This window comes from Candidatus Uabimicrobium amorphum (assembly GCF_009002475.1).
GTDB classification, from domain to species: Bacteria; Planctomycetota; Uabimicrobiia; order Uabimicrobiales; family Uabimicrobiaceae; genus Uabimicrobium; species Uabimicrobium amorphum.
Genome location: NZ_AP019860.1, coordinates 1,804,768 through 1,830,789, shown reverse-complemented (window position 1 = coordinate 1,830,789; position 26,022 = coordinate 1,804,768). Strand labels below are relative to the sequence as shown.

Annotated in this window: 15 protein-coding genes; 9 read left to right on the top strand and 6 right to left on the bottom strand. The window is 39.8% G+C overall.

The window, feature by feature from the left end; genetic code table 11:
• Nucleotides 1-20: 20 nt before the first annotated feature.
• From UABAM_RS06410 to UABAM_RS06380, 7 genes are read left to right on the top strand one after another with little or no spacing between them, the layout of a single operon-like run.
• Nucleotides 21-3,326 carry a beta-alanine-activating enzyme beta-propeller domain-containing protein gene (locus UABAM_RS06410; protein WP_151967177.1) on the top strand — a complete coding sequence of 1,102 codons (3,306 nt, stop codon included), beginning with the start codon at nucleotides 21-23 and terminating at the stop codon, nucleotides 3,324-3,326.
• A gap of 9 nt (nucleotides 3,327-3,335) precedes the next feature.
• Entirely contained in the window at nucleotides 3,336-6,416 is a 3,081-nt protein-coding gene (locus UABAM_RS06405) for a serine/threonine protein kinase (protein WP_151967176.1), read from the top strand.
• A gap of 15 nt (nucleotides 6,417-6,431) precedes the next feature.
• The gene (locus UABAM_RS06400; protein WP_151967175.1) at nucleotides 6,432-9,377 is read left to right on the top strand and encodes a serine/threonine protein kinase; all 2,946 of its coding nucleotides are present in this window, start codon (nucleotides 6,432-6,434) and stop codon (nucleotides 9,375-9,377) included.
• Nucleotides 9,377-10,114, top strand: coding sequence for a metallophosphoesterase family protein (locus UABAM_RS06395; RefSeq protein ID WP_229759411.1), 738 nt, complete (start codon nucleotides 9,377-9,379; stop codon nucleotides 10,112-10,114). The genes UABAM_RS06400 and UABAM_RS06395 overlap by 1 nt, the downstream gene beginning before the upstream one ends.
• Nucleotides 10,114-11,022, top strand: a complete 909-nt coding sequence (locus UABAM_RS06390; RefSeq protein WP_151967173.1) for an AAA family ATPase — start codon at nucleotides 10,114-10,116, stop codon at nucleotides 11,020-11,022. The genes UABAM_RS06395 and UABAM_RS06390 overlap by 1 nt, the downstream gene beginning before the upstream one ends.
• Nucleotides 11,015-12,094 (top strand): vWA domain-containing protein, encoded by a 1,080-nt coding sequence (locus UABAM_RS06385; RefSeq protein WP_151967172.1) that lies wholly within the window; start codon nucleotides 11,015-11,017, stop codon nucleotides 12,092-12,094. The genes UABAM_RS06390 and UABAM_RS06385 overlap by 8 nt, the downstream gene beginning before the upstream one ends.
• A gap of 5 nt (nucleotides 12,095-12,099) precedes the next feature.
• Nucleotides 12,100-13,167, top strand: a complete 1,068-nt coding sequence (locus UABAM_RS06380) for an XdhC family protein (protein WP_151967171.1) — start codon at nucleotides 12,100-12,102, stop codon at nucleotides 13,165-13,167.
• Between the two features lie 494 nt (nucleotides 13,168-13,661).
• Here the strand turns inward: UABAM_RS06380 and UABAM_RS06375 are convergent, their stop codons facing one another.
• The gene (locus UABAM_RS06375) at nucleotides 13,662-14,810 is read right to left on the bottom strand and encodes a serine/threonine protein kinase (RefSeq protein ID WP_151967170.1); all 1,149 of its coding nucleotides are present in this window, start codon (nucleotides 14,808-14,810) and stop codon (nucleotides 13,662-13,664) included.
• 12 nt (nucleotides 14,811-14,822) lie between these two features.
• Entirely contained in the window at nucleotides 14,823-20,135 is a 5,313-nt protein-coding gene (gene uvrA / locus UABAM_RS06370; protein ID WP_151967169.1) for an excinuclease ABC subunit UvrA, read from the bottom strand.
• 467 nt (nucleotides 20,136-20,602) lie between these two features.
• Between uvrA and UABAM_RS06365 the strand changes: the two genes are divergently transcribed.
• Nucleotides 20,603-21,286, top strand: a complete 684-nt coding sequence (locus tag UABAM_RS06365; RefSeq protein WP_151967168.1) for a hypothetical protein — start codon at nucleotides 20,603-20,605, stop codon at nucleotides 21,284-21,286.
• Between the two features lie 188 nt (nucleotides 21,287-21,474).
• Nucleotides 21,475-22,419 (top strand): S8 family peptidase, encoded by a 945-nt coding sequence (locus UABAM_RS06360; RefSeq protein ID WP_151967167.1) that lies wholly within the window; start codon nucleotides 21,475-21,477, stop codon nucleotides 22,417-22,419.
• Between the two features lie 154 nt (nucleotides 22,420-22,573).
• Here the strand turns inward: UABAM_RS06360 and UABAM_RS06355 are convergent, their stop codons facing one another.
• The 4 genes from UABAM_RS06355 to UABAM_RS06340 are packed head-to-tail and all read right to left on the bottom strand — an operon-like array spanning nucleotide 22,574 to nucleotide 25,984.
• Nucleotides 22,574-23,068: an arsenate reductase/protein-tyrosine-phosphatase family protein gene (locus UABAM_RS06355; RefSeq protein ID WP_173013166.1), complete on the bottom strand. Its 495-nt coding sequence runs from the start codon at nucleotides 23,066-23,068 to the stop codon at nucleotides 22,574-22,576.
• Entirely contained in the window at nucleotides 23,061-23,609 is a 549-nt protein-coding gene (gene pyrR / locus UABAM_RS06350) for a bifunctional pyr operon transcriptional regulator/uracil phosphoribosyltransferase PyrR (protein WP_151967165.1), read from the bottom strand. The genes UABAM_RS06355 and pyrR overlap by 8 nt, the downstream gene beginning before the upstream one ends.
• A 25-nt stretch (nucleotides 23,610-23,634) precedes the next feature.
• Nucleotides 23,635-24,660: a Gfo/Idh/MocA family protein gene (locus UABAM_RS06345; protein ID WP_173013165.1), complete on the bottom strand. Its 1,026-nt coding sequence runs from the start codon at nucleotides 24,658-24,660 to the stop codon at nucleotides 23,635-23,637.
• A gap of 19 nt (nucleotides 24,661-24,679) precedes the next feature.
• A complete protein-coding gene (locus UABAM_RS06340; protein ID WP_151967163.1) occupies nucleotides 24,680-25,984 on the bottom strand; it encodes a hypothetical protein in 1,305 nt (434 codons plus the stop codon).
• Nucleotides 25,985-26,022 lie beyond the last annotated feature (38 nt).

The following is a 26,022-nucleotide window of genomic DNA, read 5'->3' as shown; positions in this document are numbered from 1 at the left end:
CAATATATGTGGGAAAAAATATGGCTACTGCAAAGGATAAAGAATTTGCAAGGGTAACAGCAGCGCTTGGTTTTATAAAACAAACGCACCTCCAAAGCTTGTGGAAACAATACGAAAAACAAAATTACTACCAACGAAATCTTTCATTTGCACAATGGTTAGTTCAAAACAAGTTTTTATCTTTAGCACAAGTAGCAACTATTGAGCACCAAATCATTAAAAAAGCGAAAATGTCCGAAACATCAGACAGTGATGATATCGATCACGAAATAAAGTCTGTCCTGGAAGATGAAGAATACTATGTCAGAAGTGATCGTGTACAGACAATAGATAATATCAATTTCGATGATATGCCTGCTGTTGCAAGCACAGTATACGACGAAGAACCAAACCCTATTCCTAAGACCTTCTCTACGAATTCAAACGAAATTCCGAACACTCTTGTGGGAAAATTACCCCCCATTACCAATGAATCTTCGGGAAATATACCACAAACGTTGTTTGAAGGAAATGCACCCGTAAAGAACGAATCTTCGGGGAATATACCGCAAACGTTGTTTGAAGGAAATGCACCCGTAAAGAACGAGTCTTCCGGGAATATACCGCAAACGTTGTTTGAAGGAAATGCACCTGTAAAAAACAGTTCTTCGAGCAATATTCCTCAGACATTATTCGAGGGAAATTCACCGCTTAGTACAAATTCTTCGAAAAATATCCCACAAACGTTGTTTGAAGGAAATTCACCCGGGATTAAGGTTCCATCTACTTTATATGATAATGATGCTGAACTCCCGCAGATTCAGCATGACAGGCTTTTTGACAACCCTTTTCCTCTCCCCAACGATATGCTTCCGGAGACGCAAGTTGCGGGAGCTAGTAACAAACTTGAAGAGTCCGAAGTGGAGTTAGTACATTCAGAGTTCTCTGCGGAAGCCGTGGCGATAAAACCGGGGAAGAAATTTGGCCGTTATGACATCATTGGCGAAATTGGACGTGGCGGAATGGGGAAAGTTTACAAAGTCTACGATGCGAGTACAAAAAAAATCCTTGCCCTAAAAGTTCTTCTTTCCACAGAGGAACGAGAAACCGAGAGAATGGGGCGTTTTCTTCGCGAAGCATTTTTATCCTCAAAATTTGACCATCCTAATATTGTCGCAGTTCATGACATTGGTAATGAAGAAGGCAATATATTTTTTACGATGGATTTTATCGAAGGGAAAACTCTTGATCAAGTTATCAAGGAACGTAGCTTAACGCGCAGACAAATTGTGGAACTGATGATTAAAGTGACACAAGCGGTTGCTCATGCCCATGGTAAAAAGATTATACACCGCGATTTAAAACCCGAAAACATCATTATTGACAAAAATAAAGAACCCAAAGTGATGGACTTTGGATTGGCAAAAATTATCAATGAAGATAGCAAACTTTCCAAAAGTGGTATGATTATTGGTACAGTGCACTACATGCCTCCTGAACAAGCCGATGGATTGGTCAAAGAATTGGATGAACGCAGTGATACTTACGCCCTGGGGGCAATTCTCTACGAGTTAATTACAAATCGAACACCTTTTACGGGCTCATCTTTTTCAGAAGTGATTGATCAAATCCTCTATCAAAATCCCCCACCACCTTCCAAGGTGGCAAAAAGGGTTCCCAAAGATTTAGAAAAAATATGTCTGAAAGCAATTGAAAAAGAAAAAGAAGATCGCTATCAATCAGCAAATGACTTGGTGAAAGACCTTACGGCGTTTTCTCGGGGACATAAAGTTAACATTAAAAATTCTTTTTGGCCAAAAATAGCGCGTAATGTAAAGAAAAATCTTCGCAGTCGAAGAACAAAGTTTCTCGCAGCATTCGTATCTCTGTTTGCGATATGTGTGTTCTTATTGATATCCGTATTCCAAAGTAAGGAAGAATATCTCACACAGCAAGATATTTCATTTTCCCTTGTAAATAGCAAGAAAAATGAACAAAGTACATTTTCTGTGGGAGAGAATATATATTTACTGGTACGTTGGCTACCCGAAAAACAAGTAAAACAGCACCAAGTTTACCTTGAGTTTTACGGAAAAGAATTAGAATCATATCAATCAAATTATACACAACAGCAAACGGTAAATGAGCTGTTGACCAATGTCAAGGTACTAGTGGAAACACCCGGTAAATATGAACTTGTATCTAAAATAAGTATTGGGAAATTGCAAAAAGAGCAAATTTTATCCTTTTCACTAAAACCATTGAAAGCTCCTGTAAAAGAAAACGTCAAAACTGTGATGTTCCGCGAGAATTTACAGCGCACAGGAATCATGGAAAATGTATCGAAAACGTCATTTACAAAGCTATATCGAAGCTTTGCAATACCAGGAGGTGTATGGGCAGCCCCTATCGAAGATTCTGGTAAGCTATACCTCGCAACAGATGTGGGAAGTGTATATGCGTATGATTACATCAAAAACCAGCAACTCTGGACGTTTAAGATAAAAGAAAAATTAAAGGGAAAACGAAATATCTATCGCTCTCCTACAATTGCCGGTAAATTTTTGTATTTCGGAAGTGAAAATGGAAAATTTTACGCCTTAAATAAAAATACGGGTAGCACCATTTGGGAGTTTAAAACCCAAGGGGTTATCAGATCATCTGCCATCATCAATGAACACCATTGTTATTTTGGAAGCGGTGATGGAAAATTATACTGTCTAAACCGCTTTAGTGGTGAGTTGATTTGGTCATACAGTGCAAAAGGTCCTATCGCCTCCTCTCCCGCATTTGATAAGGGCACTATCTATGTGGGGGATTACGCTTCTTTTCTCCATGCTGTTGACTGCGAGTTTGGACGAAACATATGGAGTCATAAAACCTCGGACAAAATCACCTCTCCACCAACTGTCGTTGGAGATCGCGTTTATTTTGCCAATAGTGCAGGAGTTATTTCTGCCATTCAAGCAACAACAGGTATCATAGAGTGGACGTACAAAGGAAAAAGCCCAATTATTTTTGCTGCGCCTACCGTTATAAATGACACGCTATTTTGCGGTAGTTACAGTGGCTTACATATCATAAATGTTCTTTCGGGTAAAAAGATACGTTTTCTGCGTACAAAACACCGAATTTATAGCTCTCCTATCGCAACAAAAAGTGGTATCGTTTACTGTACTAGTGACGAGGGGCGAATCTATGTTTTAGATGTGAACAATTTGAAAAAAACATTTATTTCGGTTCCCGAAAATAATAGAGCAAAAGCTATGCTTAGCGCATCGCCTACAATTCGCAATGGTTATTTGTTTGTAGCATCCACCAAAGGACATATCTTTATTTTTAAATAGGCGCAGAACATGTTGATAAACGGTAGATACGAAATTATACAAAAGCTGGGAAGTGGGGCTTCTAGCGAAGTATTTCTTGCGAAAGACATCACTTCACAAAAACCAGTTGCGGTAAAAAAAATAACTTTAAAAGACGACAAAGAAATGGTGCTGTTGCGCTTACAAAGAGAGTATGCCCTATTATCTGAAATTCGCCACCCAAATATACTATGTGCCTATGATCATTTCATGGAACAAGACAGTTTTTTTATGATAACGGAGTACGTAAAGGGATGTACTCTAGAGGAGCTTATTGTAAAATATAAACGTTCCTTGTCTTTTTATGATCGTTTAGTTGTAGCCATCCAGTTAACGAGATCTCTCGAAGTCATCAATGCTCTAGGTATTGTGCACCGTGACATTAAACCACCGAATATCATGTTGGACTCTGTGCACCGTTTGGTAAAAATTCTTGACTTGGGAACAGGAAAAAAATTAGAAACTCCAGGAGAAGAGAACACCAGGGTTACAAAAGCGGGAACTGTTGTGGGAACACCTTCTTACATGAGTCCCGAGCAAATAAAGTCGGAAATATATGACAATACAGATGTGTTTTCTTGTGCCATAACACTATATCAATTTTTTTCGTGGTCAGAACAATCTCCCTTTGAGCGTAAAAATCTTTTGGCAACACTCAATGCAATCGCCAATGAAACCTTACCTCCTCTTCACGAAGTGGTTCACACCACAAATAACGAAGAACAACAAATTTATCTCATGATTAGCGATAGTTTGGCCCAAGGTCTTATTAAAGACCCTGAACAAAGAATTGACATCCACAGTTTCGCAGAGCAATTTGAAAAAATACTCGAAAAATACAATATGCTACGCATGCTGGCTTCCGGTGTTCATGGACACACCTGGGAACCTGTTCAGGCGTTGAGCAATCAAGAACGTGAAAAATTAGAAAATCTGCGCCAAAAATATGGGGGAGACAAAGGTATACGTCGTAGAAAGGCTAGTGCGAGACGTGGGACAAAGACCCCCAAAGTTCAAAAAGCCGCAGGTACACAAAAAGTATCGAGTGCAAGAGTCCACAATAAACGATTGCCAGCAAACATTACATCGACACAACGGATTGCCAAACAAAAAGCGCTGGCAAGAAAAAGCAAACAACAACAAGATTTAATGTATTCTATTTTTTTTGTTGCTGTCTTTGCCGCATTGCTATGGGCAGTTTTCTACTATGTCGTTCTAGATCAGGGACCACAGGAAAATAAAAAAGTCACCGATGCAAATACCAATACAAATACCAACACCACCACTTCTAAAGATGCGGAGGAAAAACATACATATCGAGATTCTGCGATAGAAGATTTGCTTGCGTTCGCAAAAGGTCATGAATATCGGAAGGCTCTGCAATCTTTTGAAAATATGTACCGCTCCGAGGAAAAGTGCGCTGTAAAGAGTGATGAGCCATTTTATAAACTTGTTATGTATTTGTGTAATGGTGATTATGAAAATGCTCTGGCAACAACGGCACAAGTTTTAGCGAAAGACTATCATGGGTTTGGTCTATATCTCAGCGTTCGTACTTTTGCTCTTAGTGGCGAAGTTCTTTTAGGCACTTGGTATAGTGACATTTTTGTGGGGCAACATGGCGATTTCTACGAGTCCATCAAAGATCCAGCGATCGCCATCTCTTTACACCAAGAAGAGGCATACAACAAATGGAAAAAATGGCGTGGCTCTGAAAAGGAGAAAGAACTCTACCTGCAATACATGATCGCACAGATTTTGCGCAAACAGCCTTCCAAAGTTAATTGGACCGCTGTACGTAAGCATATGAAAAATGAAGTTTTCAAAGAGATATGTGAAGTCCTATACTACGCCCAGCAACTAAATATAAGCTATGAAAAACGCTATGAAAATTTGGAAAAAATAGCCAAAAAACGCATCATGCGTAAAAGACATTTCCCTTTGTACATGCTGTTAATGATCAACAAAAACGCAACACAGCAACAAGAAATTTTGCAAAAAATGCCATCGTATCCCAATTTTTGCCCTGTGGAAATTTTAACGAAGCCAAGCGTGGAAACTTCGAACGATATCATACGTCAATATACCAGTTCTGAAAACTCTGAAATCATTAAAAGATCTTTGTATTGCTCTATTGTGAATAAGCGTTACTATGATAAAATAGATTCGTTAATTGAGTTTTTTCCCGAGTGGCCTGAGGGTTACGTTTTAAAGTCTGGTACTGCGCCATCATTAAGAACATTGAGTGGATTTGTTAGCATAAACTTAGGAAAGTTAACCGCCAAAACGCAACAAATATATACACGTAGTGTGGGAAAGTTACGTCTTAAGGAATCGGTTGTTTTTTATTGGAATTTACGACGTATTAAAACTATTCACCAGCGTATGTCAGGAGTGCTAAATAGTCGATTGTCTGTTGTCATTAATCAAGTAGATGAATTGATTTCCATATTGGAAGAGGCACAGCCTAAATTAAGAAAGCAACGGAGTCCTTATTTCTATATTGAAGATAAAAATTGGAAAAAAGCGGTACGATTTATACGCCGAGAAGATTCACAAAATCGTCTTTTTTATCGGGCGGTTTATGAGGTCGAGCGAGTTCATCACAGCTCATCGAAAAAGAAGCAAGAAGCTCAGGACTTAAAAATTTTGAAACGCGCGCAAGAATTTTTTGACAGAACACAAACAAAGAAAAGTGTATGGCGAAATCATGGCTTGTTTTTAGTTGAGTATATAAATTTGATGATGGCGTTCCATAAAAAAAATTGTATGGCACATTTTCGACATCCACAACACAAAATATTGCGCAACATATGGTTTGAATATATTTATACACGCCTCATGAATGAAATGGCAATTCAACAAAAAGACAGTCAAAAGTTTTTCTTACAAAAAGAACGAGGAATAACCCTCGCCTATATCCAGAGAGCTAAGCAGTTTAAGAAAACGTTGCAATTTGAGAAAATGCGTCAAGACTTGGATATTGCCGCATTTCTATATCCACTCTTCCATTACAATCATCCTATTGACAGACAAAACATCGAGCAGTTCTTAAAAAATAGACAAAAGTAATAAATAGGTGAACGAATGATCGTTGGTGATTACAAATTACTCAAGCTCTTAGGGCGTGGGGGTGTTGGACGTGTATTTCTAGCACAAAGTCAAGCAAATCGACGATATTATGCGATTAAAGAAACCTATCACAGCGACCGCGATAGCAACGCTAGGTTTCGCCGTGAATACAATTTTTTGTCTGCGATCGACCATCCCAACATCGTCAAAGCATACGATTTTTTGACGCTGAAAGATAAAAGCTTCATGGTTATGGAGTATGTCCAAGGCGTTTCCCTTACCGATTTTATCAAAGACAATACTAAATTACCGACAAAAGATCTATTAGCGATTGCGATACAAGTAGCGCGTTCTGTAGAAGTCGTGAATGCGGCGGGTATTGTCCACCGCGATATAAAACCAGATAACATCATGATTGATAGTGAGAAGCACCTTGTAAAGATACTCGACCTTGGGATGGGTAAGCACCTCGATGCTTTTTGTGACAGTCAAAAGTTGACAAAAGCTGGGGCTGTAGTGGGGACTCTTGATTATATGAGTCCCGAGCAAATGAACGGTCAATTATATGAAAATAGTGATGTATTTTCTGTCGCAGCAACCTTGTATCAGCTATTTAGTTGGCAAAGTCGCTCTATTTTTGCGAGTGAAAGTATGTTGCATACCATGAATAATATCGCCAATAAACGTGTCCCGCCATTTGCAACAAGTAACTTAAAACGCAATGAAATTGCCACATATAAAAGTATCCATGCTATTTTGAAAAAAGCTCTGCGCAAGGATTTAACCAAGCGCACCGAAAGTTGTCGCGAGCTTGCACAGCAATTGAATAATGTTTATTTACAAACAAGAGGTCGAAGTACATGGAAACCTTCTAGTCATTTAGATCGACAATCTATTTTGTCTTTAGAAAAAATCAAACAGAGTTATATCGGATCGGAGCAATTACCTAGTCGTACAAATCGTTTTAAAAAGCGAAAGAAGCACAACTTTTTGCCGTTAGCTTTTGGAGTTGGCCTTGCGTTATTGGTATTGACGATGGTGATGATGATACCAAGAGGAAAGCGCGACAAAAAAATTACGTTTGGCGAACTATTGAGACAAATGCAGTTGTGCGAGAAAAAACAGGATTTTAAAAAATTATGTAAACTTATCGACCAATTGGACACGATCAACGACGCGCATTTCTTCCATCAGTATAAACCACAAAACGACAAAGAGAAATTTATACGACGATTTTATAATAAAAATTGGGAGCAAAAAACATTAGATTTAGGTGCGAAACTACTGCGAAACGAGAAGAATGTACTGAATTTGTTGTACAACGTACGACTGTTTGTGTGTAAAGCCGAATACGCTTTGGCAACATGGTATTCGGGGATCGTGTCTAGAGACTACCCCAAGTTTTTTGAAATGGTTCGTTGCCCTGCTTTTAAAATAGCGATACGTAATTATCATAAAGCGTTTTATTTATTGCGCTCTTGGGACGTTGCGCAAAGACTTACCATGGAAAAAGAGTGCTGTCAGTTTTTTCTCGACGTCACACATTTGAAGTTATACGCCGGAAAAAATTTGGGGCGTTGGGATGAATACGAACTTCCGCGTACTATACGTAATAGTTTCTTTACAGCGGTATACAATTGTATAAAAACCGATTTTAACGACCAACGAGCGAATCAGAAGAAACGCAATAGATTTCTTATCGTGCAAAAAGCAGCAAATCAAATTCCCAATCACAAATCCATACACCATATCGTACACCGTATTGCGGCACTTCAGGTAGAGTTACAACAAAATTTCATATCCATAAAAAAAAATTTACAGCCCTTTATCGAAAAGTATCCTGATTTTCTACCGTCAAAAATACTTGTTTACGATATTCTGACAAAACATGAAAAACCAAAAATCCTACATGATCGTGGCAATTATGAAGAAACAAAGGGAACGGTTTACCAATGCATTCTTGCGTATCTAAACTCGAAAGACCTAGAGAAACAAAAAGCATACATCAATTTTCTTTTTGAACATTTCCCTAAATGGGATTTCAGCTATTTTTATAAGGCAGGTATTGAACCTCCGTTCCAATCGGCAATGACTTTTTTTCGTGGATTACAAATTAGCTATCGCATTTTTGGCCGGGTCAAAATAAATTGGGCACTTTTCAATCGCGAACAAAGATTTCACTTTGTACTTGAGATGAAATGGTTTGTGCATGTGCTGCGTGAATATAGTACACAGCCAATCATTAGGTACCGCCCGTTCTTAAAAAACTTAGAGCAATCACAAAAGCAGTTGCAAAATTCGATGCGAAAAATGTATTCTCAAGACAAAGAGCTACTTGATTTTTTGCTGTACAACAAGCAAATCAATAACTATCAAAGGATTTTGAACTCCGGTATTCGCAAAATTCACAAACATGTGGTGCGCCACGCGATTATGTCAAATCAATATAACGTAGCTTTGGATATGCTACACAAAGAAAAAGATGCTTTTCTTGAAAGTGTGGCATTGATACATAAGTATCGCAAAACTGGGGCTCAGGAACTGTTACCGCGTATAGCTCAGTTATTGAAGTCTTGTGCCGAAAAAGATCCTAATATCCCAAACCACATAATATTTACCTTGCACGGTTACGAAATTGTCGAAGAATTTATACAACAACAACGTTACGAAGAGGCCAGAGAAATATACAGGCTTTGTTCGAATCATTTCTATATTTCAACAAAAGAACGCTTACTTTACGCACAAAAAATTCAAAGCAAACTAGATAGCAATGCGTTGTCTCATAGTCAATATGCCGAAGAAAATAATGCATTGTTACAAAAGTATATGGATAAAAAAGCCTATGCCAAAGTAAAAAAATTAGCAAGCTATAACAAATATACCATTCAACTGCACAATGTATCGGCAGAGGAACTGGCAAAATTTAATAATATACTTCAAGTTTTACAGGATAAAAAGTGATGAAGTTCGAAGTCAAAAAACGTGAAAAAATAGAAGTACCTTGTGTTTTAGATGCCAAGTTAAATCCGGTCAAAGGTAAAGATTTCATTGAATATGTTGAGGTGATTGCGGATATTTCTCATCCGGTGGTCATTACCAGTGACTTACACCATAATGCTGTGGAACTTGTTGATGTTATTGCGGAAAAAGTACAAAGAGCGCAAGATTTTATTTTTTTAAGCGCAGGGGATATGGCAGGTACAGGTATTCTCGGGAGTAATGGTGATCCCACACGGGCGATGGAAAGAGCAAGCAGTCATTTTAAAAAAGTATTTTTTGTGAATGGTAACCATGACGAAGTGTCGGATATTTTGCAAGGTAAACGCAATACCGATGGCAGTCATTGTCATGTCCACAATCGTGTACAAACAATAGATGAACTAGGTGTGATTGCAGGAGTCGATGGTATTATTTCCCGCAAAAAGTTGTTGCATCGTATGCCGAAAAAAGATTATGTTCGCATATTACAAAGTGTGGTGGCTAGTTCTCCTGAGTGGCTGCTAACGCACGAAATTCCGCAAATTCCCGAAATTATCAACAAGTCTTCTGGTGACTTTGATTTACGGGAAATTGTGAAAAAGTCCGAGGTTCGCTTTCATATTTTTGGACATCGCAGTTTTAAAAACTTTTATGGCACGTTGGGGAAAACAACCTTTATTAATGTGGATAGTCGGGTAGTTTGTATGAGAAGAGAATAATGCAGGAAATACAACAAAAATTTTGTCAAGAAGGCTATATCGGCAACCGCAGTATTTATACTTCGGTCTTTCTAGCACAAAAATTGCAAAAGCCTTTACTTATTGAAGGCCCTCCTGGAGTTGGTAAGACAGAAATCGCCAAAGTTCTCGCCAAAATTCACCACACGCAGTTAATTCGTTTACAATGCTATGAGGGACTAGATAGTTATAATGCTTTGTACGATTGGAATTATCAAAAACAACTTTTGTACTTAAAGGCAAATAGCGATGTAAATGAAGAGCGTCTTTACAGCGAAGATTTTTTACTAAAGAGGCCTTTACTCCATGCCATTACAAGTAGCAAAAACGTCGTTTTGTTAATTGACGAAATTGATCGTGCAGATGAGGAATTTGAAAGTTTTTTACTGGAGATTTTATCGGATTGGCAAATTTCGATACCTGAAACGGGGACAGTTACCGCACAGCACATTCCATACACGATTCTAACAAGTAATCGCAAAAGACCATTGTCGAACGCTCTACGTCGTCGATGCCTTTATCTGTGGATTGATTATCCTTCTTTCGACAAAGAGTTAGAGATTTTGCAAACACATGTCCCACAAATCAATACCAAACTAGCAGGTGAAATTTGTGGATTTGTTCAGGCGATTCGCGACATGTCATTGGCAAAGAGACCAGGGGTTGCGGAAACGATCGACTGGGCGATGTCACTGACACTGTTAAATGCATCACACCTTGAACCGCAGATTGTCGATGAGTTGTTGGGAGTTGTTTTCAAAAACAATAGTGATATTGAGCAAGTGAAATCCGTTCTACCAGATTTAATGGAGCAAATTGCAAAAACACGAGAACACAAAGAGCCACTACAAAAGTTAAGAACTCTGATGGCCATTGCAACAAATGAATAACTTTAATAAACATCTAACACAGTTTTTCCATTACCTAAAACAGCAAGGCTTAGCGGTTTCTATCGCCGAGGAAATAGATGCATGTCATGCCGTGATGCACATTGATATTCTCAATCGTCAAACTTTTTATGACGCTTTACGCACCTGTGTCGCGAAGACATATGAACATCAACAAATTTTTCGCCAAGCGTTTTATGAATATTGGTATTCAGGTGTTGTAAGACAAGAGGGGCTTGCAAATAGTTCTTCAGGAGAAAAAGGCAAAGGCCATTCGCAAAAAGGCGAAGAGGCAACGCATCAAAAATCACAAAAGAATGGTGCGCGTATGCAATCGATGTTTAGTTATAGTCCTCTTCATAGCATAAAACACAAACAACATTTTTTACCAGTTGCTGATAAAAGTTTGCAAAGAACTATTGAACAAATCGCCTGGCAATTAGCAAGCAGTTTGGACCGCAACTACAGACGTTCGAAGAACAAGCGTTTTGATTTGCGCAACACAATACGCAAAAATCGTAAGTATCATCCGGATATTCTACATCTGCATTTTTGTGCAAAGAAAAAACGCAAACTTAAGTTAATCGTGTTATGCGATACCAGCCATTCGATGAAGGACTATAATTATTTTTTTCTACAGTTCATTTTTGCTTTTGCTAGGCGCTACAAAGAAGTAAAATCATTTCTATTCAATACACAACTGTATGATATAACACCGCAAACGCAACAACAGAACGTACGCAATGTATTGCTAAGCGTATCGCAAAGTGGAACGCGTATCGGAGAATCGCTGCGCGCTTTTTTCACCAAGTATCGTCACTTAATAAGCAAATCAACATATATTGTGATTGTAAGCGACGGCTGGGACCGTGGGGATGTCAATTTAATGGAACACTCTATGGAAAAATTACAGCACTATAGCAAAGGTATTATTTGGCTAAATCCATGGAGTGCAACTCCTGGCTTTGAACCAACGACAAGGTGTATGAAAGTCGCAAAACCATACATTGAAGTTCTGTCGTCTGTCCATGATCTTGATAGTTTAAAGAAATTTTCTCGTCTACTATGTAGGTAAAAAAAATGAAAGAAATCCACGACATTATCGGCAAAATACGCAAAATACAACAACGCGCGGTATTGGCAACTGTTGTTCATATAAAAGGCTCTACATACCGTCGTCCTGGAGCGCGTATGCTCGTTACGGAATCACAGGAATTAGTAGGAGCTATCAGCGGTGGTTGTTTAGAGGAAGACGTAAGGAAAAAGTCACAGCAAGTTTTAGAAGAAAACCATGTACAGTTGGTCACATACGATATGATGTCCGATGACGATATTGTTTGGGGATTGGGACTAGGATGCAATGGTGTTGTGCAAGTTCTTTTGGAACCAGTAATGGCAAATGAGGTTCCTCGTGAACTTCAATTCGTCGAAGATTGTTATCAAAATGAAAAAGCAGGGTTTATCGCAATGATTTTCGAAGCACAGCGCCAAGAACTTGTTGGACGTAAATACATCTATGGCGAAGACGATGATATTTGGCAAAAAATACAAAAAGCCAAACCACAGATTTTTGAACAAAATAAAAATAGTGTTGTGGAGATTGAAATAGACAATGTCGCATGCAAGGTTTTAGTAGAAAGCATTATGCCGACAACTGTTGTGGTTTTTGGGGCCGGTTTTGACGCCGTTCCTGTCGTTGAATTTTGCAAAAATTTAGGATGGAAAGTGATTATTTGCGATCCGCGTGAAACATACCTAAACGCCGAACGCTTTCCCCGAGCAGATAAACGTATTGTCGCGCACCCAAAAGTAGTAGATCAACATCTAAAATTACAGCCACATCACTTTGTCATCGTCATGACTCACAATTACCACAATGACCTACAAGTCCTCAAACAACTGCAAAGTACTCCGGTTTCGTACATTGGAATGCTAGGCCCAAAAACGAGAACCCAGCGTATCATTGATGAAATACAGGAAAAAGCACAACAACAGGTAGATTCCACCAATATTTTTGGTCCGATAGGCCTAGACATAGGCAGCGAAACTCCCGAAGAAATTGCGACGGCAATTATCGCGGAAATTCTAGCGGTGAAGAATCAACGTAATGGTGGATACTTGCGACAATATGAGGGGTCGATACATTAGGGGTCTTTCTCCGGATTGGTGCCCTCACCATCGAATTAGCAGTCACAGCTGCGCTGTAAGCTGCTATTCTCATACCTCTCCCACAGGGAGAGGTGTAATGCTTCTCTTTTGTAAAAAACAAAATTCTCTTGATTTGCGGGACAATAGTTTTGATGCAATCAACTGTTTGACTAATGTTGATTTGTGATATGCACCGAAGAAAACGAATGGAAACAAATTCAGACGTGTTATGCCTCTCCCACAGGGAGAGGCATGAGAATTAAGGCTTTTAGCGGAGCTAAAACCTTAAATTCGATGGTGAGGGCACCAATCCGAAGAAAGAACTCCGAATCTTATATCAACCCAAAAATTACGATGGTGAGGGCACCAATCCGGAGAAAGAATCCCTAATCTTAAATCAACCCAAAAAATTACGATGGTGAGGGCACTAATCCGGAGAAAGAATCCCCAATCTTAAATCAACCCAAAAAATTATGAATGCGCGTCAAATAGAGTTACCCCATAATTTTCTCTACCGCTTTGCCTAAATTTTCCACTTTTTGATAGCGCTGTTGTTTTTTCTTTGCCAGTGCTTTCATACACACGTCAGAAAGTTTCTGTGAGACGCTTTCGTTGATCTCGTTCGGAGGAATGGGAGGAATTTCTATCACTTGTTTTAGCATTTGATAGACAGGACCTGGTCGAAAAGGTAGTTCATAGGTGAGCATATTGTAAAGAATAACACCTAATGAGTAGATATCGGTACGGTGGTCTAGTTCTTCGCTTTGTCCCATTGCTTGCTCGGGAGACATATGGGTAATTGTACCGACGATTACACCTGCCGCTGTCAAACGTTGCGTATCATCTGTCGGCTTCGCTAGACCAAAGTCCATTATTTTGGGTTGTCCTTGTCTATTGACCATAATATTTTCTGGTTTCAAATCGCGATGTATCATGTTTTTTTCATGGGCATGTTGCATCGCATAGCACAACTTGACGAATATTTGCAATAGAGATTTCATGGGAAGTTGCTTGTTTTTGATAATGGTGTGTAGTTCTAGTCCATCGATAAATTCCATGGTGAAATAGTGCTGATCTTCTAGTTTTCCAATGTCGTACACCTTGACAATATTGGGATGTGTGAGTTGCATCGCAAGCTTTGCTTCGCGTAAAAAACGTTGCTGTTTCTCTTGCATGCCGTCCAAGGCGCGAGGAAGTATTTTTAGAGCGAGATGTGTCGATAACCGAGGTTCGTATACTTTGTACACTTCGCCCATACCACCGCGCCCTACAAATTCCAAAGGAGAATAGTGTCCAAAACTTGTTTTGACCTCTTGTTTCTTTGGTTTCATTTGTTTTGTGGCGCGTTTTAGTGGTGAGGTTTTGTTATTGGGATCTTGGAGAACAAATACGTGGTTGCATGCTCTACAAGGTAACCTCTTGCCGTAGACTTCTTTTCCTCCACGAACGGGTATCTGGCGTTTGCATTTGGGGCAAGTGAACTGTAATAACGATGGTGTACGACAAAGATTATCGCGGCGCAAATGAAAAATATTTCCACACTGCTTACATTTTAATGCTTTTCCCAGAGGATTGGCGCTTTTTTTTATATGCACTCTATTTGGACAATTCGTACACTGAAAAGTCAACATTTCACTCGACATTTCTTCATCCCTTTACAAGTTTTGCAAATGCTGTTTTAGGCACAAACCAGTATGGCTATTTTTTTGCTTTGCTAGATTTTGTGGCTTGCCGCAAAAAACGATATTTCCACCTTGTTCCCCACCTTCGGGACCGAGGTCGATAATCCAATCTGCAGTAGCAATAACATCGAGATTGTGTTCAATCACCACAACGGTATTGCCCGCATCGACAAGATTTTGCAATACAGAAATAAGCTTTTCTACATCAGCAAAGTGTAAACCCGTTGTTGGTTCGTCTAACAAGTACAAAGTTCGCGTTTTACCTCTAGAGGATAACTCTGCGGCCAATTTCATTCTTTGTGCTTCACCACCCGAAAGAGTGGTGACTGGTTGTCCTAACTTCATATACCCAAGACCTACATCATACAACACTTGAAGTTTTTTTGCAATAACGCGATGCGATTCAAAAAAATCCAATGCTTCTTTGATGTCCATATCCAAAACTTGAGATATATTTTTTCCTTTGTAGAGAACACTGAGAGTTTCTTCGAGGTAACGCTGTCCTTTACAGGCTTCACATGTGATCGATACATCGGATAAAAAATGCATGTGCACAACTATAGATCCTTTTCCTTCACAAGCTTCACACCTTCCTCCTGGGCGATTAAAAGAAAATCGCGAAGCCGTAAAGCCTCGTGTTTTGGCTCCAGGTAACTGCGCGTAAAACTTACGTATATGGTTAAAGATACCAGAATACGTCGCTGGATTTGATTTGGGAGAGCGCCCGATCGGTGATTGGTCAATTACGGTAAACGCATCAATGTTGTTTAGACCAGATATTTGCCCAAAGCCATCACTTTTTTTTCCTTTGATTGTATTGTCTTTCCAGCCATATTCCAGAGCTCTTTGAATGACATCGACTACCAATGTCGATTTTCCGCTACCAGAGACACCTGTTACCACGGACAGTCTTTCGACAGGTATATCTACGTCTATATTTTGTAAATTGTGCTGCGAAGCTTTTTTTATGCTCAAGTGGCTTTTGGCAGCCTTGCGTTTTTTCGGAGCGATGGCAATATTTTGTTGTAAATATTTCCCTGTAAGAGACTTTTCATCCTTCATCAATTTTTTCATTGTTCCGGTGGCGACGACTTCTCCACCTAAATGTCCTGCTCCTGGTCCCATATCGATAATATGATGTGCGTTCTGCATACACTGTTTATCGTGTTCGACCATCACCACTGTATTGCCTATTGAAACTAGTTTCTTTAATGTAGTAAGAAGTCGTGTTGTGTCGCGTGGGTGCAGACCGATGGTTGGTTCGTCGAGAATGTATAATACGCCAACAAGTGAGTTGCCAATTTGCGAAGCGAGACGTATTCTTTGGGCTTCACCACCAGAAAGTGTATTTGCACGACGACTAAGCGTTAGATACTCTAAACCAACGTCAACTAGAAACTTTAGGCGATTTTGAATTTCTTTGAGAACATCCTTGGCAATAATGGCTTGGGTTTTTGTTAACTTTACGTTGCGAATGAATTTTTGCGCATCAGAAATCTTCAACTCGCAAAAGTCGTATATCGATTTCTCGCCAACGTAAACAGCCAGGCTGCGAGCATTCAGTCTTTTACCATTACACTCAATGCATACTTCGCTAACGTCGTCGTAGTATCCCAGTCCATCACAATCTGCGCATCCACCCAAATAGTGGTTGAAGGAAAAGTAGCGGGGGTGCAGTTCATCAAACTGATAGTAGTCACAGGGAATACATGCTGGTATGGTGCTGTAGGGTTGCAGTGATGTATCTTCGCTATAGAAAAATGCAATGTTCTCCCCAAGGTGAAAAGCCGTTTCCATGGCTTCGGCGATACGATTTTGTGCATTTTTCTTGACGTGAATACGATCGATAATTAAATGGATCGGAACGCGTTTGTCGGTAGGGAATTTTTCATCGAGTCGGTAAACCGTACCACCAATTAATATTCGCGAAAAACCTTTTTCTATCAAAGACTTTTTATAGTCCTTCAAATGTGAAGGACTACTTAATCGATAATATTTGTTAGCACTGGGCATGTACAGTGGTGCGAGAATCATTCCTTTGTGCCCTTGCCAGTTTTTTACAATGTGGGCGGCACTTGTACTTGAAGTATATGATTGCAGTTTTTGATTGCACTCCGGGCAATGAGCCACTCCCACTCGCGAATACAAAATACGCAAGTAATCGTATATTTCTGTCATTGTCGCCACGGTAGAGCGCGGGTTACGCGAAGCGTTTTTTTGATCTATGGCGATGGCCGGAGCTAACCCTTCTATGGAATCGACAAATCCATGGTCGAGTCTACCGAGAAAGCGACGTGCGTACGTAGAGAGTGATTCAAGGAAAGCGCGTTGTCCTTCGGCAAATAGCGTGTCAAAAACCAGTGATGTTTTTCCACTTCCCGAAACGCCTGTGACAACGGTCATTTGGTCTTTGGGAAAGCAAACATCGATATTTTTAAGATTGTTTTTCATCGCGCCAAATATTTTTATGTCTCTTGGTTTTACTTTACTGCGTGGTTTTTGCCGTTGTGGTTGTGGATGGAGAAAGCCCTTAAGAGCTTGGCCCGTGTAAGATTTTTTGCAACGCATAACCTTTTCTGGGGTGCCTGCAACAACTATTTCACCACCGCCTTCACCGCCTTCCGGTCCTAGGTCGATAATATAATCTGCGACTTTGATGATATCAAGGTTATGCTCTATGACAACGACAGAATTTCCCTTTTCTACCAGCTTTTGAATCGCCGATAAAAGATTTTGAATGTCAAAAAAATGTAGCCCCGTTGTTGGCTCGTCAAGTATGTATAGCGTTTTGCCTGTATCAGTACGCCGTAGTTCACGTACGAGTTTTATACGCTGTGCTTCGCCACCAGATAATGTCGGTGAGGGTTGTCCTAACTTGAGGTATCCTAGACCTACTTCACATAAAATGCTCAATGTTTTGTATATTTTCGGTTGGTTTTCGAAAAAAGTAGTCGCTTCGGAAATAGGCATTTCCAAAATATCATATATATTTTTATCGTTATATTTTACCTGGAGTGTTTCGTTGTTAAAGCGATGCCCTTCGCAAAATTCACATTCAATGAATACATTTGATAAAAATTGCATCTCTATTTCTTTTACTCCAGCACCTTTGCATTCTTCGCATCTTCCGCCAGCGACGTTAAAAGAAAACCGTCCTGATTGATAACCACGCATTTTGGATTCTGGCAACATGCTGAATAAATTGCGAATTTCATCAAACACTTTGGTATATGTAGCTGGGTTACTACGCGGCGTTCTACCGATCGGGGATTGGTCGACTTCGATTACTTTATCAATGTGCTTTATTCCGTTAATTCTTTTGTGTTTTCCCGGAGTTTTGCTACTTCCATGTATGTGATATGCGAGCGCTTTTTTGAGAATATCGTCTATCAGTGTCGACTTTCCACTCCCGGAAACTCCGGTAACAATACACAACACTTCGAGGGGAATTTCTACATCAATATTTTTTAAATTGTGTTCGCTGGCATTGACAATCTTGAGCCATTTTTTTGTGGTGGCTCTGCGTTTTTTCGGGACAGGTATGCTTTGTGCCTTTGTGAGAAATTGACCGGTGATGGAATCTTTATTTGCTTTGATATCGCGAACCCTACCTTGGGCGACGAGTTGTCCACCACCACTACCTGCACCTGGGCCAATGTCTATGATATGGTCACTGTAGTTCATTGTCTCTTCATCGTGTTCGATGACAACGAGGGAGTTTCCGGCGTTACGCAATTGTTTTAAAGCTTGGAGTAATTGCACATTGTCTCGCGGATGAAGCCCAATCGAGGGTTCGTCAAGAATGTATAGAACACCTTGCAAACCAGAACCCAGTTGCCTTGCGAGTCGTATCCGCTGCATTTCTCCACCGGATAGAGTATTTGCTGTACGCTGTAAGGTCAGATAACCTAATCCGACTTGATGTAGAAATGCTAGGCGCAATTTTAGCTCTTTAAAAATCTCTTTACCCACAAGTGTCTCTGTTTGACGCAATTTTATTTCGCGTAAAAATTGTTGTAAATCACTTACTGTCATCGTCACAAGATCGAAGATGTTTTTGTCGCGAAATAAGATAGATAAAGCTTCACGACGCAAACGACTTCCCGCACATTCTTTGCAAGTCGTTGCGCGAATAAAGCGTCGCAGCTGATATAAATTCCACTTGTCATAGACTTTTTTCATGATGGGAATTACACCTGGAAAATGTAATTTCTTTTTTATATGTACTCCCCACAGAACCTCTTCTTTAAAAGAATCAGGGAGTTTTTTCCAGGTTTTTTTCAAAGATACTTTGCGAATTTTAGCCAGTTTTTTGATTTCATCTATACCATAGCTGGAGAATAATATCTGGCCATCTTGTTTTACGCATTTAAGTGCACCATCTGTGATGGTGACATTTTCGTCAGGAATAATGAGGCTTTCCTCAAAGGTTTCTTGTATACCCTTACCGCCACATTGCGAACATGCTCCTTGTGCATTGTTAAATGAAAACAAGCGTGGTTCCATTTCTGGTATACTAATTCCACAACTAGGACATGACAGATGCACAGAGTGCACTTGGTGTACGTCGTCTTCGCTGTAAACAGCCATGATGCCACCAGTGATGTTGATCGCTTGCTCGATGCCTTCGTGAACACGTCCTCGTTCTCTTTCGCTTACTTTTATGCGGTCAATAACTAGTTCTAGTGTGTGTTTTTCGTAGCGTTTTAATTTAATCTCTTCATCCAGGCGATATATTTTGCCATCGATACGTATGCGTATAAAGCCATCGGTTTTCCATTTTTGTAATTCTTTGCGATATTCTCCCTTGCGATCGATAAACATCGGGGCAAGTATATATATTTTTTTTTGGTCAAAATGTTTTAAAAGATGCCGCGAAATTTGGTCGGGCGTTTGGGTGACAATTTTTTTTGCGCAAGAAGGACAGTGGGGTTCACCGAGACGAGCAAACAATAAACGCAAATGATCGTATATTTCTGTAATAGTACCTACAGTGGAACGTGCACTTCGCCCGCGTCTTTTTTGATCGATACAAATGGTTGGGGACAGACCTTCAATTTGATCAACTTTCGGTTTTTGCATTTGTCCTAGGAACTGACGTGCGTATGGGGAAAGCGATTCAATAAATCTTCGTTGTCCTTCTTTGAATAGAGTATCGTGAACCAGTGATGATTTTCCTGAGCCAGAAACACCTGTTACGACGGTCATAGTGTATCGTGGAAAGGAGACACTTACATTTTGTAAGTTGTGTTCCCGAGCACCTGTTATTTCGATGTTTTCTTGCATTTTTCGCACTCCACTATAGTTTAATATTTTCATGTATACGGATTTTGTACGAAATTTTACAATAAACTTCCAGTATAAAATGTATAAAATGAACAAAAATTGACATTAGCGGTAAAAAATACTAAAATACCTTAAATGCATCTAAGGTATTTTCTGCTAATTCTCACTGAATTTGGTGGTGAGTATCATACACGGTGGCAATGTAATTACGATTTGAGCCCGAGCCCGTTTGCGAGCCCGAGCCCGAAATATTGTATTTTCGGAAGCGGGTTCAGGCTCGCAAGCGGGCTTAAAAGCGTCTAACTTGGTAAACAAAAGTTTATAAATCACTACAAAAATAATAGCTACCAATTTGAAATATAACATAGATAAACCATCAAATCTGTTAGAGTCAGATTAAAAAAAATATTTTAGAGTTTTACCGTTTCAATCTTATCTTATCTATTTTTAGAAAGGTGATAAGGAATATGTCCGACACAAAAGGTAGTGCTAGTTCAACACCGGCACGAAAATTACGTCATACAGTAGTTCCCTTACCTAAAATTGTTTTTTTCTATCCTTTAATGATCGTATGCATCATATGCGCAATTATGGAGGCTTCAGCTAGAAGTGGAAGTAGTGCGGAAAGCAGCACCATTGCCGGTACACTATTTATCATTGTCTTTTTGGTGAACATTCTCATTATTGCCTTTGATTTTCCCGGTGTAAAAGCAATGGCACTAGCAATGGTCATTATCGCAACAATCTTTGCTTTGTTGTGGGCGAATAGTAAATGGGAAATCATTGCCCCAATGAAGAAAGTTTTTGATATATTGTTTCAGCAGGTTCATGCGTCGACGATGTTCTACTGTATGATATCGGCAATCCTCTTTTTGATGGTTGTTGCAGGAATTTTAGCCAACTTCTTATGGAACCGTTGGGTAATCGAATCAACACGTATTTTCCACAAACACGGTTTGTTTGGTGATGTAAGAGAATATCCTGTAATCGACTTACAAGTACAAAAATCGATTGACGATGTTTTTGAATATGCACTCCTATTATCGGGAACATTGACATTTTCCGTTCCAAATGCACCAACCATACGCTTAGAAAACGTTCCATTTATCAACCGCGTAGAGAAAAAAATACAGACTATTGTTCGCAAGTAGTAGGTATTTGTGTTTGAATATTGGTGAGGTGTTTCTACGAAACCCTCATCATGTTCTCTCTTTTAGCTTCAACTTATCCAAAATCCTTTTGTTCCCTCCACTTCCTTATAATTAGGATAATCTTTCCATATTAAAATTTTGGAGAAACAAAACCATTGTGGATAGTTTTGAGTAGGAAGGTTATACAAATGACAACAATAAAATTAGAAGTGAATGAAGTCAAATGGGCTGGAGATAAAAAAGACCAAGTCATCGACTGGGGAATTAAAGCTCTAAATGTATACGACGTGTGGAAGGAAAGCAAGGGAGAAGGCGTTAAAGTTGCCATTTTAGATACTGGTTGCATTAAACACCCTGACTTGACCGACAATCTCAAAGGCGGAGCAAATTTTACCTCGGATGACATAAATGACTATGAAGACCGTGCAGGGCATGGTACTCACGTGGCAGGAATTGTTGCGGCGACAGACAATGCATTTGGAGTAGTTGGTGTTGCACCAAAAGCACACGTTTACGCTGTGAAAGTTTTGGGCGACAACGGTTCTGGTAGTTATGAAATGATTGCCAAGGGAATCGATTGGGCCATCGAAAATGACATGGATATCATTTCTATGTCTTTGGGAAGTAATTACGATAGTCCTGTCCTTCACGAAGCTGTAAAACGCGCGTATGCCAAAAATATAACTGTAGTTGCTGCCGCAGGTAATGACGGTGATACATACGAAGATAATGATATTGATTATCCTGGAAGATACGAAGAAGTTATTTGCGTGGGAGCAATCGACAAGCATTTAGAGCGTAGTTGGTTTTCCTCAGATGGTAACGAATTAGATATTGCGGCCCCAGGGCAGGATATTTATTCAACTCACCTGAATAATCAGTATGCTATTTTGTCTGGTACAAGTATGGCAACACCATTTATCACAGGTGTTCTAGCACTTCTCATCGCAAAACACAAGAATAGTGATAGCAACAATACACCGATCGACACACCTGAACGCGTTCGCGAGCACTTGCTGCGTACAGCAGACGATGCAGGGATTGTGGGACGCGATAGATTCTATGGATATGGAATTGTAAATCCAAAGAGATTGCTAGAAAATGTAGATGTTTCACAGCTTTACATTGGCTAGAGAGTGTCACAAATGAAAGCGTCACTCTAAAAACTTGTGATCGTCAACGTAGCCGTAATCGTCACCGTGACCGTGACCGTAATCGTCACCGTGACCTAGCCGTAATCATAAATCACGATTACGGCTACGATCACTTTTCATTTCTTTGTAATATTTACTCAGGAAGATCGTCGTTCTTTAAGCGCTCGATAAATTTCATCGTCGCTTCCTTGAGTAGCTTTAATACAGGTTCTACCACCAAAGAATTTTGCCCCATCGGATCGGGTATATCATCCCCGCAACGCACTTTTCCCAAACCGCCTAAGTCATAAACGGCATCTTTGTCCAAAAATTCACTTAGTAAGTATGGTCTTCTTTTTGGTAAGTAAATACTCAAACCTTTTAGGTGCGTTTGGGTCATTGCGAGAATATAATCGCACTGCTGTACATTTTCTCCGGTAACTCCTTGTGACTTATGAGGTTCTAAACGCACACCAAATCTAGGAGCAAGGGCCACACACACTTCGTATGCTGGTTGTTTGTATATTCCGAGTAGTCCCGCAGAAAATACATGGTAGTTGTTGTCAAGTTCCTTTTTCAGCACGTATTCAACAAAAGGAGAACGACAAATGTTACCCGAACATACAACGCATATATTAATTTTACTCATCGTTTTCCACTTCCATAATGAGAACCTTGTCTTCGCCATCTATTTCCTCTAGCATAACTTTTATGTGTTCACTGCGTCTTGTAGGTACTAATTTTCCGGCATAATCTGGACGAATAGGAAAGCGGCGATGACCGCGATCTACCAATACAGCTAATGTGATTTTATTGGGCAGTCCTTTTTGCATAATTTCATTAATTGCCGTGAGAACGGTGCGTCCAGAGTAGATCACATCATCAATGAGAACAATATCTTTATTACTTAGATCTTCTGTCGGACAATCAAATTCTTTGAAGATAGGTTGTTCGGCGACTTGTGTTAAATCTTCTTGATAAAAAGATATATCTATCGTTGCTAGGTTGGTATTGGCATTTCCTAAATTGTTTATTTTTGTTAGAAGGCGCTTGGCCAATGGAACTCCACGACGATGAATGCCGACAAGTAGTATTTCTTGTGATTGCTCTACAATCTCCGCAGCGAGTCTATTCAACACTTGATTGATTTCGACACCATCCATAATCGTTGTTTTTTCTTTTAATTGCATAAGTAATTTCTTTAAAACTAGACTATTAAGCGCGCAAATTTTGACGTATCAATTGCAGGTTACTATTTATATCATCACATATCATTGTTGCGATACGCAACGCCTCTGCTCCATCTTCACCACTGACAGCAGGTTCTTTATCTTCCAATATACATGACACAAAACTTTGCAATTCTTTGAGTAACGGCTCATGTGCTTTCATCGATATTTTTTCTTTTTTCAATATTTTCTGGAAAAAGAATTCTTCAAAAGGAATGCCTAAAAAACTCTTGGGAGGTCCTTGTTGATAATTTAACTTTACTAAATCGACCTCTGCAGGTTTATGGTAGATCGTTCCTTTCATCGACTGGTAGTCGAGAGATACATAGCTATCGGGGCAGAACATGCGTATTTTGCGCTGAGATTTAAATGAGGCGCGACTTACGTTTACATTCGCGACACATCCATTTTCAAATTGTATTCTTGCGTTTGCCAGATCTTCATTTTTCCCCAGGAGATTTACCCCAATGGCATCTACTTTTTTGACTTTGGAATTGACGAACGAGCGAATAATATCTATGTCGTGTATCATCAAGTCAAGGGTAACTCCAATGTCTCCTGAGCGAAAACGAAAAGGACTTAGTCGCACAGCTTCCATATAAATAGGGTTTAGTTTTCTTTTTGATATTTCCATTACAATGGGGTTAAATCTTTCTATGTGACCCACTTGTAGTTTAACTTTGTTTTTTTGTGCTAGTTCCACTAAGTGTTCTGCGTGTTTTAGGTCGTTGGTAATAGGTTTTTCCACTAAAACATGTATGCCGTTTTCTATGAAGGTACGGCAAATTTCATAGTGTGATATCGTTGGGGTTACCACCGAAATAGCATCTACTTTTCCTATGAGATCATTGTAGTCGCTGAGTGCTGTTGTTTTGTGTTTTTGTGCAATGCTGTTCCTAATCTTTTCGTTGGTGTCAACAACGGCAACCAACTCGACGTTTGGTAATTCATGGTAAATTCGTGCGTGCGCTTTACCAAGATGCCCAACGCCGATTACTGCTACTTTTAACAATTTTAACTCCTGGCTTATTCTAAGTTGCGATAACTCTTCCTTTTAGCATACGCGAAGTTGACTGGACGTTGACAATAATTGCTGGACGTAGTTCTCGAATAACTGTTCCAGGGGAAATACCTTTTTTCGGAGAAAGGATCATATTTCCAATGTATTTGTTCACCGATGCCAAGGTATCACTTCCGCACGAAAAGTCGCGGATATTAAATTTTACGATGCGTCGTAATGTTGTTCGCCATGCTTGTACTCTATTGCGTAAACGATCAAAGTACGAATGACCACTTGGACGATCGTCATCATGGAAAATAGACCAAAAACATTCTTCAACACGCCAGTAGTCGGTGGCAAGGCGATAGATCGTTTCGTCTTTTTTATTGATTGTGGCACGTAGCACATCAGCACGGCGCTTTAGTTCTGCTAGGACGGCACTGCGCGAATCGCGAATGTGCTCTACTTTGTTTTTATTTACACCTTCAATCGCCGCGGAAACATCGCGTTGCATCTGCACATGTTTTATGAGTAAATCCATTTCGCCGAAGATACCGCGCCAGTGACTTGGTAAGTCTTTATTGACATGGTTGGCGGGGTAGTCTGCATCAACAGGTAAGATGCACAGGCATGTCGGTTGCAGGAGAGTCTCTCCTTTGTAATCAATCCCGGGGCATACTAGCTCCGAGGTTCTCTCCGTGATACGATTGCGGCATGTATAAATGACCTCGCCGACAAGATCAGAAATCGGACCAAATTCAGAGTTGATGAAGTAGTCGATTTCCGCAAACAGATCTTTGATATTCGACCAAAAATCATCTAACTTTTCGAGATGCGCGCTGTTATCTCCTGGATTGCACTTAATGTTGGCGCGTACCGCGGCAACAGATTTTACAAAATGAACCACTTGATCAGACTTCTCTGGGTCAATATTTGGTAGTTTTAACCACCCATCATTTGCCTTGTTCCAACTGGTTACTTTGGCGCGAATTTTTCCACGAGGAGTGTCTAAATCTTCTTCTGGTATCGACATTTTAGATTCAGATGAGACAAAAGTGGTTGATTTTTCATCGTCTAGGTCCACATCTATGCTGCTATCGGCAAATTCTTCTTCCCATTCTTCATCGGCATCTAGAGATGCATTGGCAGACAACATTTGATCGAGAGTTGCACGTAAGTCTTGCGCTGCCTGTTTTTCTTTGGGAGCACTTTGATCAAACATGTTGCAAGCTTCTCGTAAAGATTTTAAGATTGCATATACCAAGGCCCCTTTTTCTGCCTCTGGGGTATTGACTAATATGTTCAAAAGATTTTGTAAAGATGATTTAGATGTCACGGATAACTCCTCAAAGTGAATGACGGACGTTACCAAGT

Bases quoted from the DNA above. Each gene is read 5' to 3' on its own strand.
- UABAM_RS06390 (WP_151967173.1), top strand. From the start codon at position 10,114: ATGCAGGAAATACAACAAAAATTTTGTCAAGAAGGCTATATCGGCAAC.
- pyrR (WP_151967165.1), bottom strand. From the start codon at position 23,609: ATGCAATTAAAAGAAAAAACAACGATTATGGATGGTGTCGAAATCAAT.
- UABAM_RS06375 (WP_151967170.1), bottom strand. From the start codon at position 14,810: ATGTCGAGTGAAATGTTGACTTTTCAGTGTACGAATTGTCCAAATAGA.
- UABAM_RS06395 (WP_229759411.1), top strand. From the start codon at position 9,377: ATGAAGTTCGAAGTCAAAAAACGTGAAAAAATAGAAGTACCTTGTGTT.
- UABAM_RS06405 (WP_151967176.1), top strand. From the start codon at position 3,336: ATGTTGATAAACGGTAGATACGAAATTATACAAAAGCTGGGAAGTGGG.
- UABAM_RS06365 (WP_151967168.1), top strand. From the start codon at position 20,603: ATGTCCGACACAAAAGGTAGTGCTAGTTCAACACCGGCACGAAAATTA.
- UABAM_RS06400 (WP_151967175.1), top strand. From the start codon at position 6,432: ATGATCGTTGGTGATTACAAATTACTCAAGCTCTTAGGGCGTGGGGGT.
- UABAM_RS06410 (WP_151967177.1), top strand. From the start codon at position 21: ATGGCTACTGCAAAGGATAAAGAATTTGCAAGGGTAACAGCAGCGCTT.
- uvrA (WP_151967169.1), bottom strand. From the start codon at position 20,135: ATGCAAGAAAACATCGAAATAACAGGTGCTCGGGAACACAACTTACAA.
- UABAM_RS06360 (WP_151967167.1), top strand. From the start codon at position 21,475: ATGACAACAATAAAATTAGAAGTGAATGAAGTCAAATGGGCTGGAGAT.
- UABAM_RS06380 (WP_151967171.1), top strand. From the start codon at position 12,100: ATGAAAGAAATCCACGACATTATCGGCAAAATACGCAAAATACAACAA.
- UABAM_RS06385 (WP_151967172.1), top strand. From the start codon at position 11,015: ATGAATAACTTTAATAAACATCTAACACAGTTTTTCCATTACCTAAAA.
- UABAM_RS06355 (WP_173013166.1), bottom strand. From the start codon at position 23,068: ATGAGTAAAATTAATATATGCGTTGTATGTTCGGGTAACATTTGTCGT.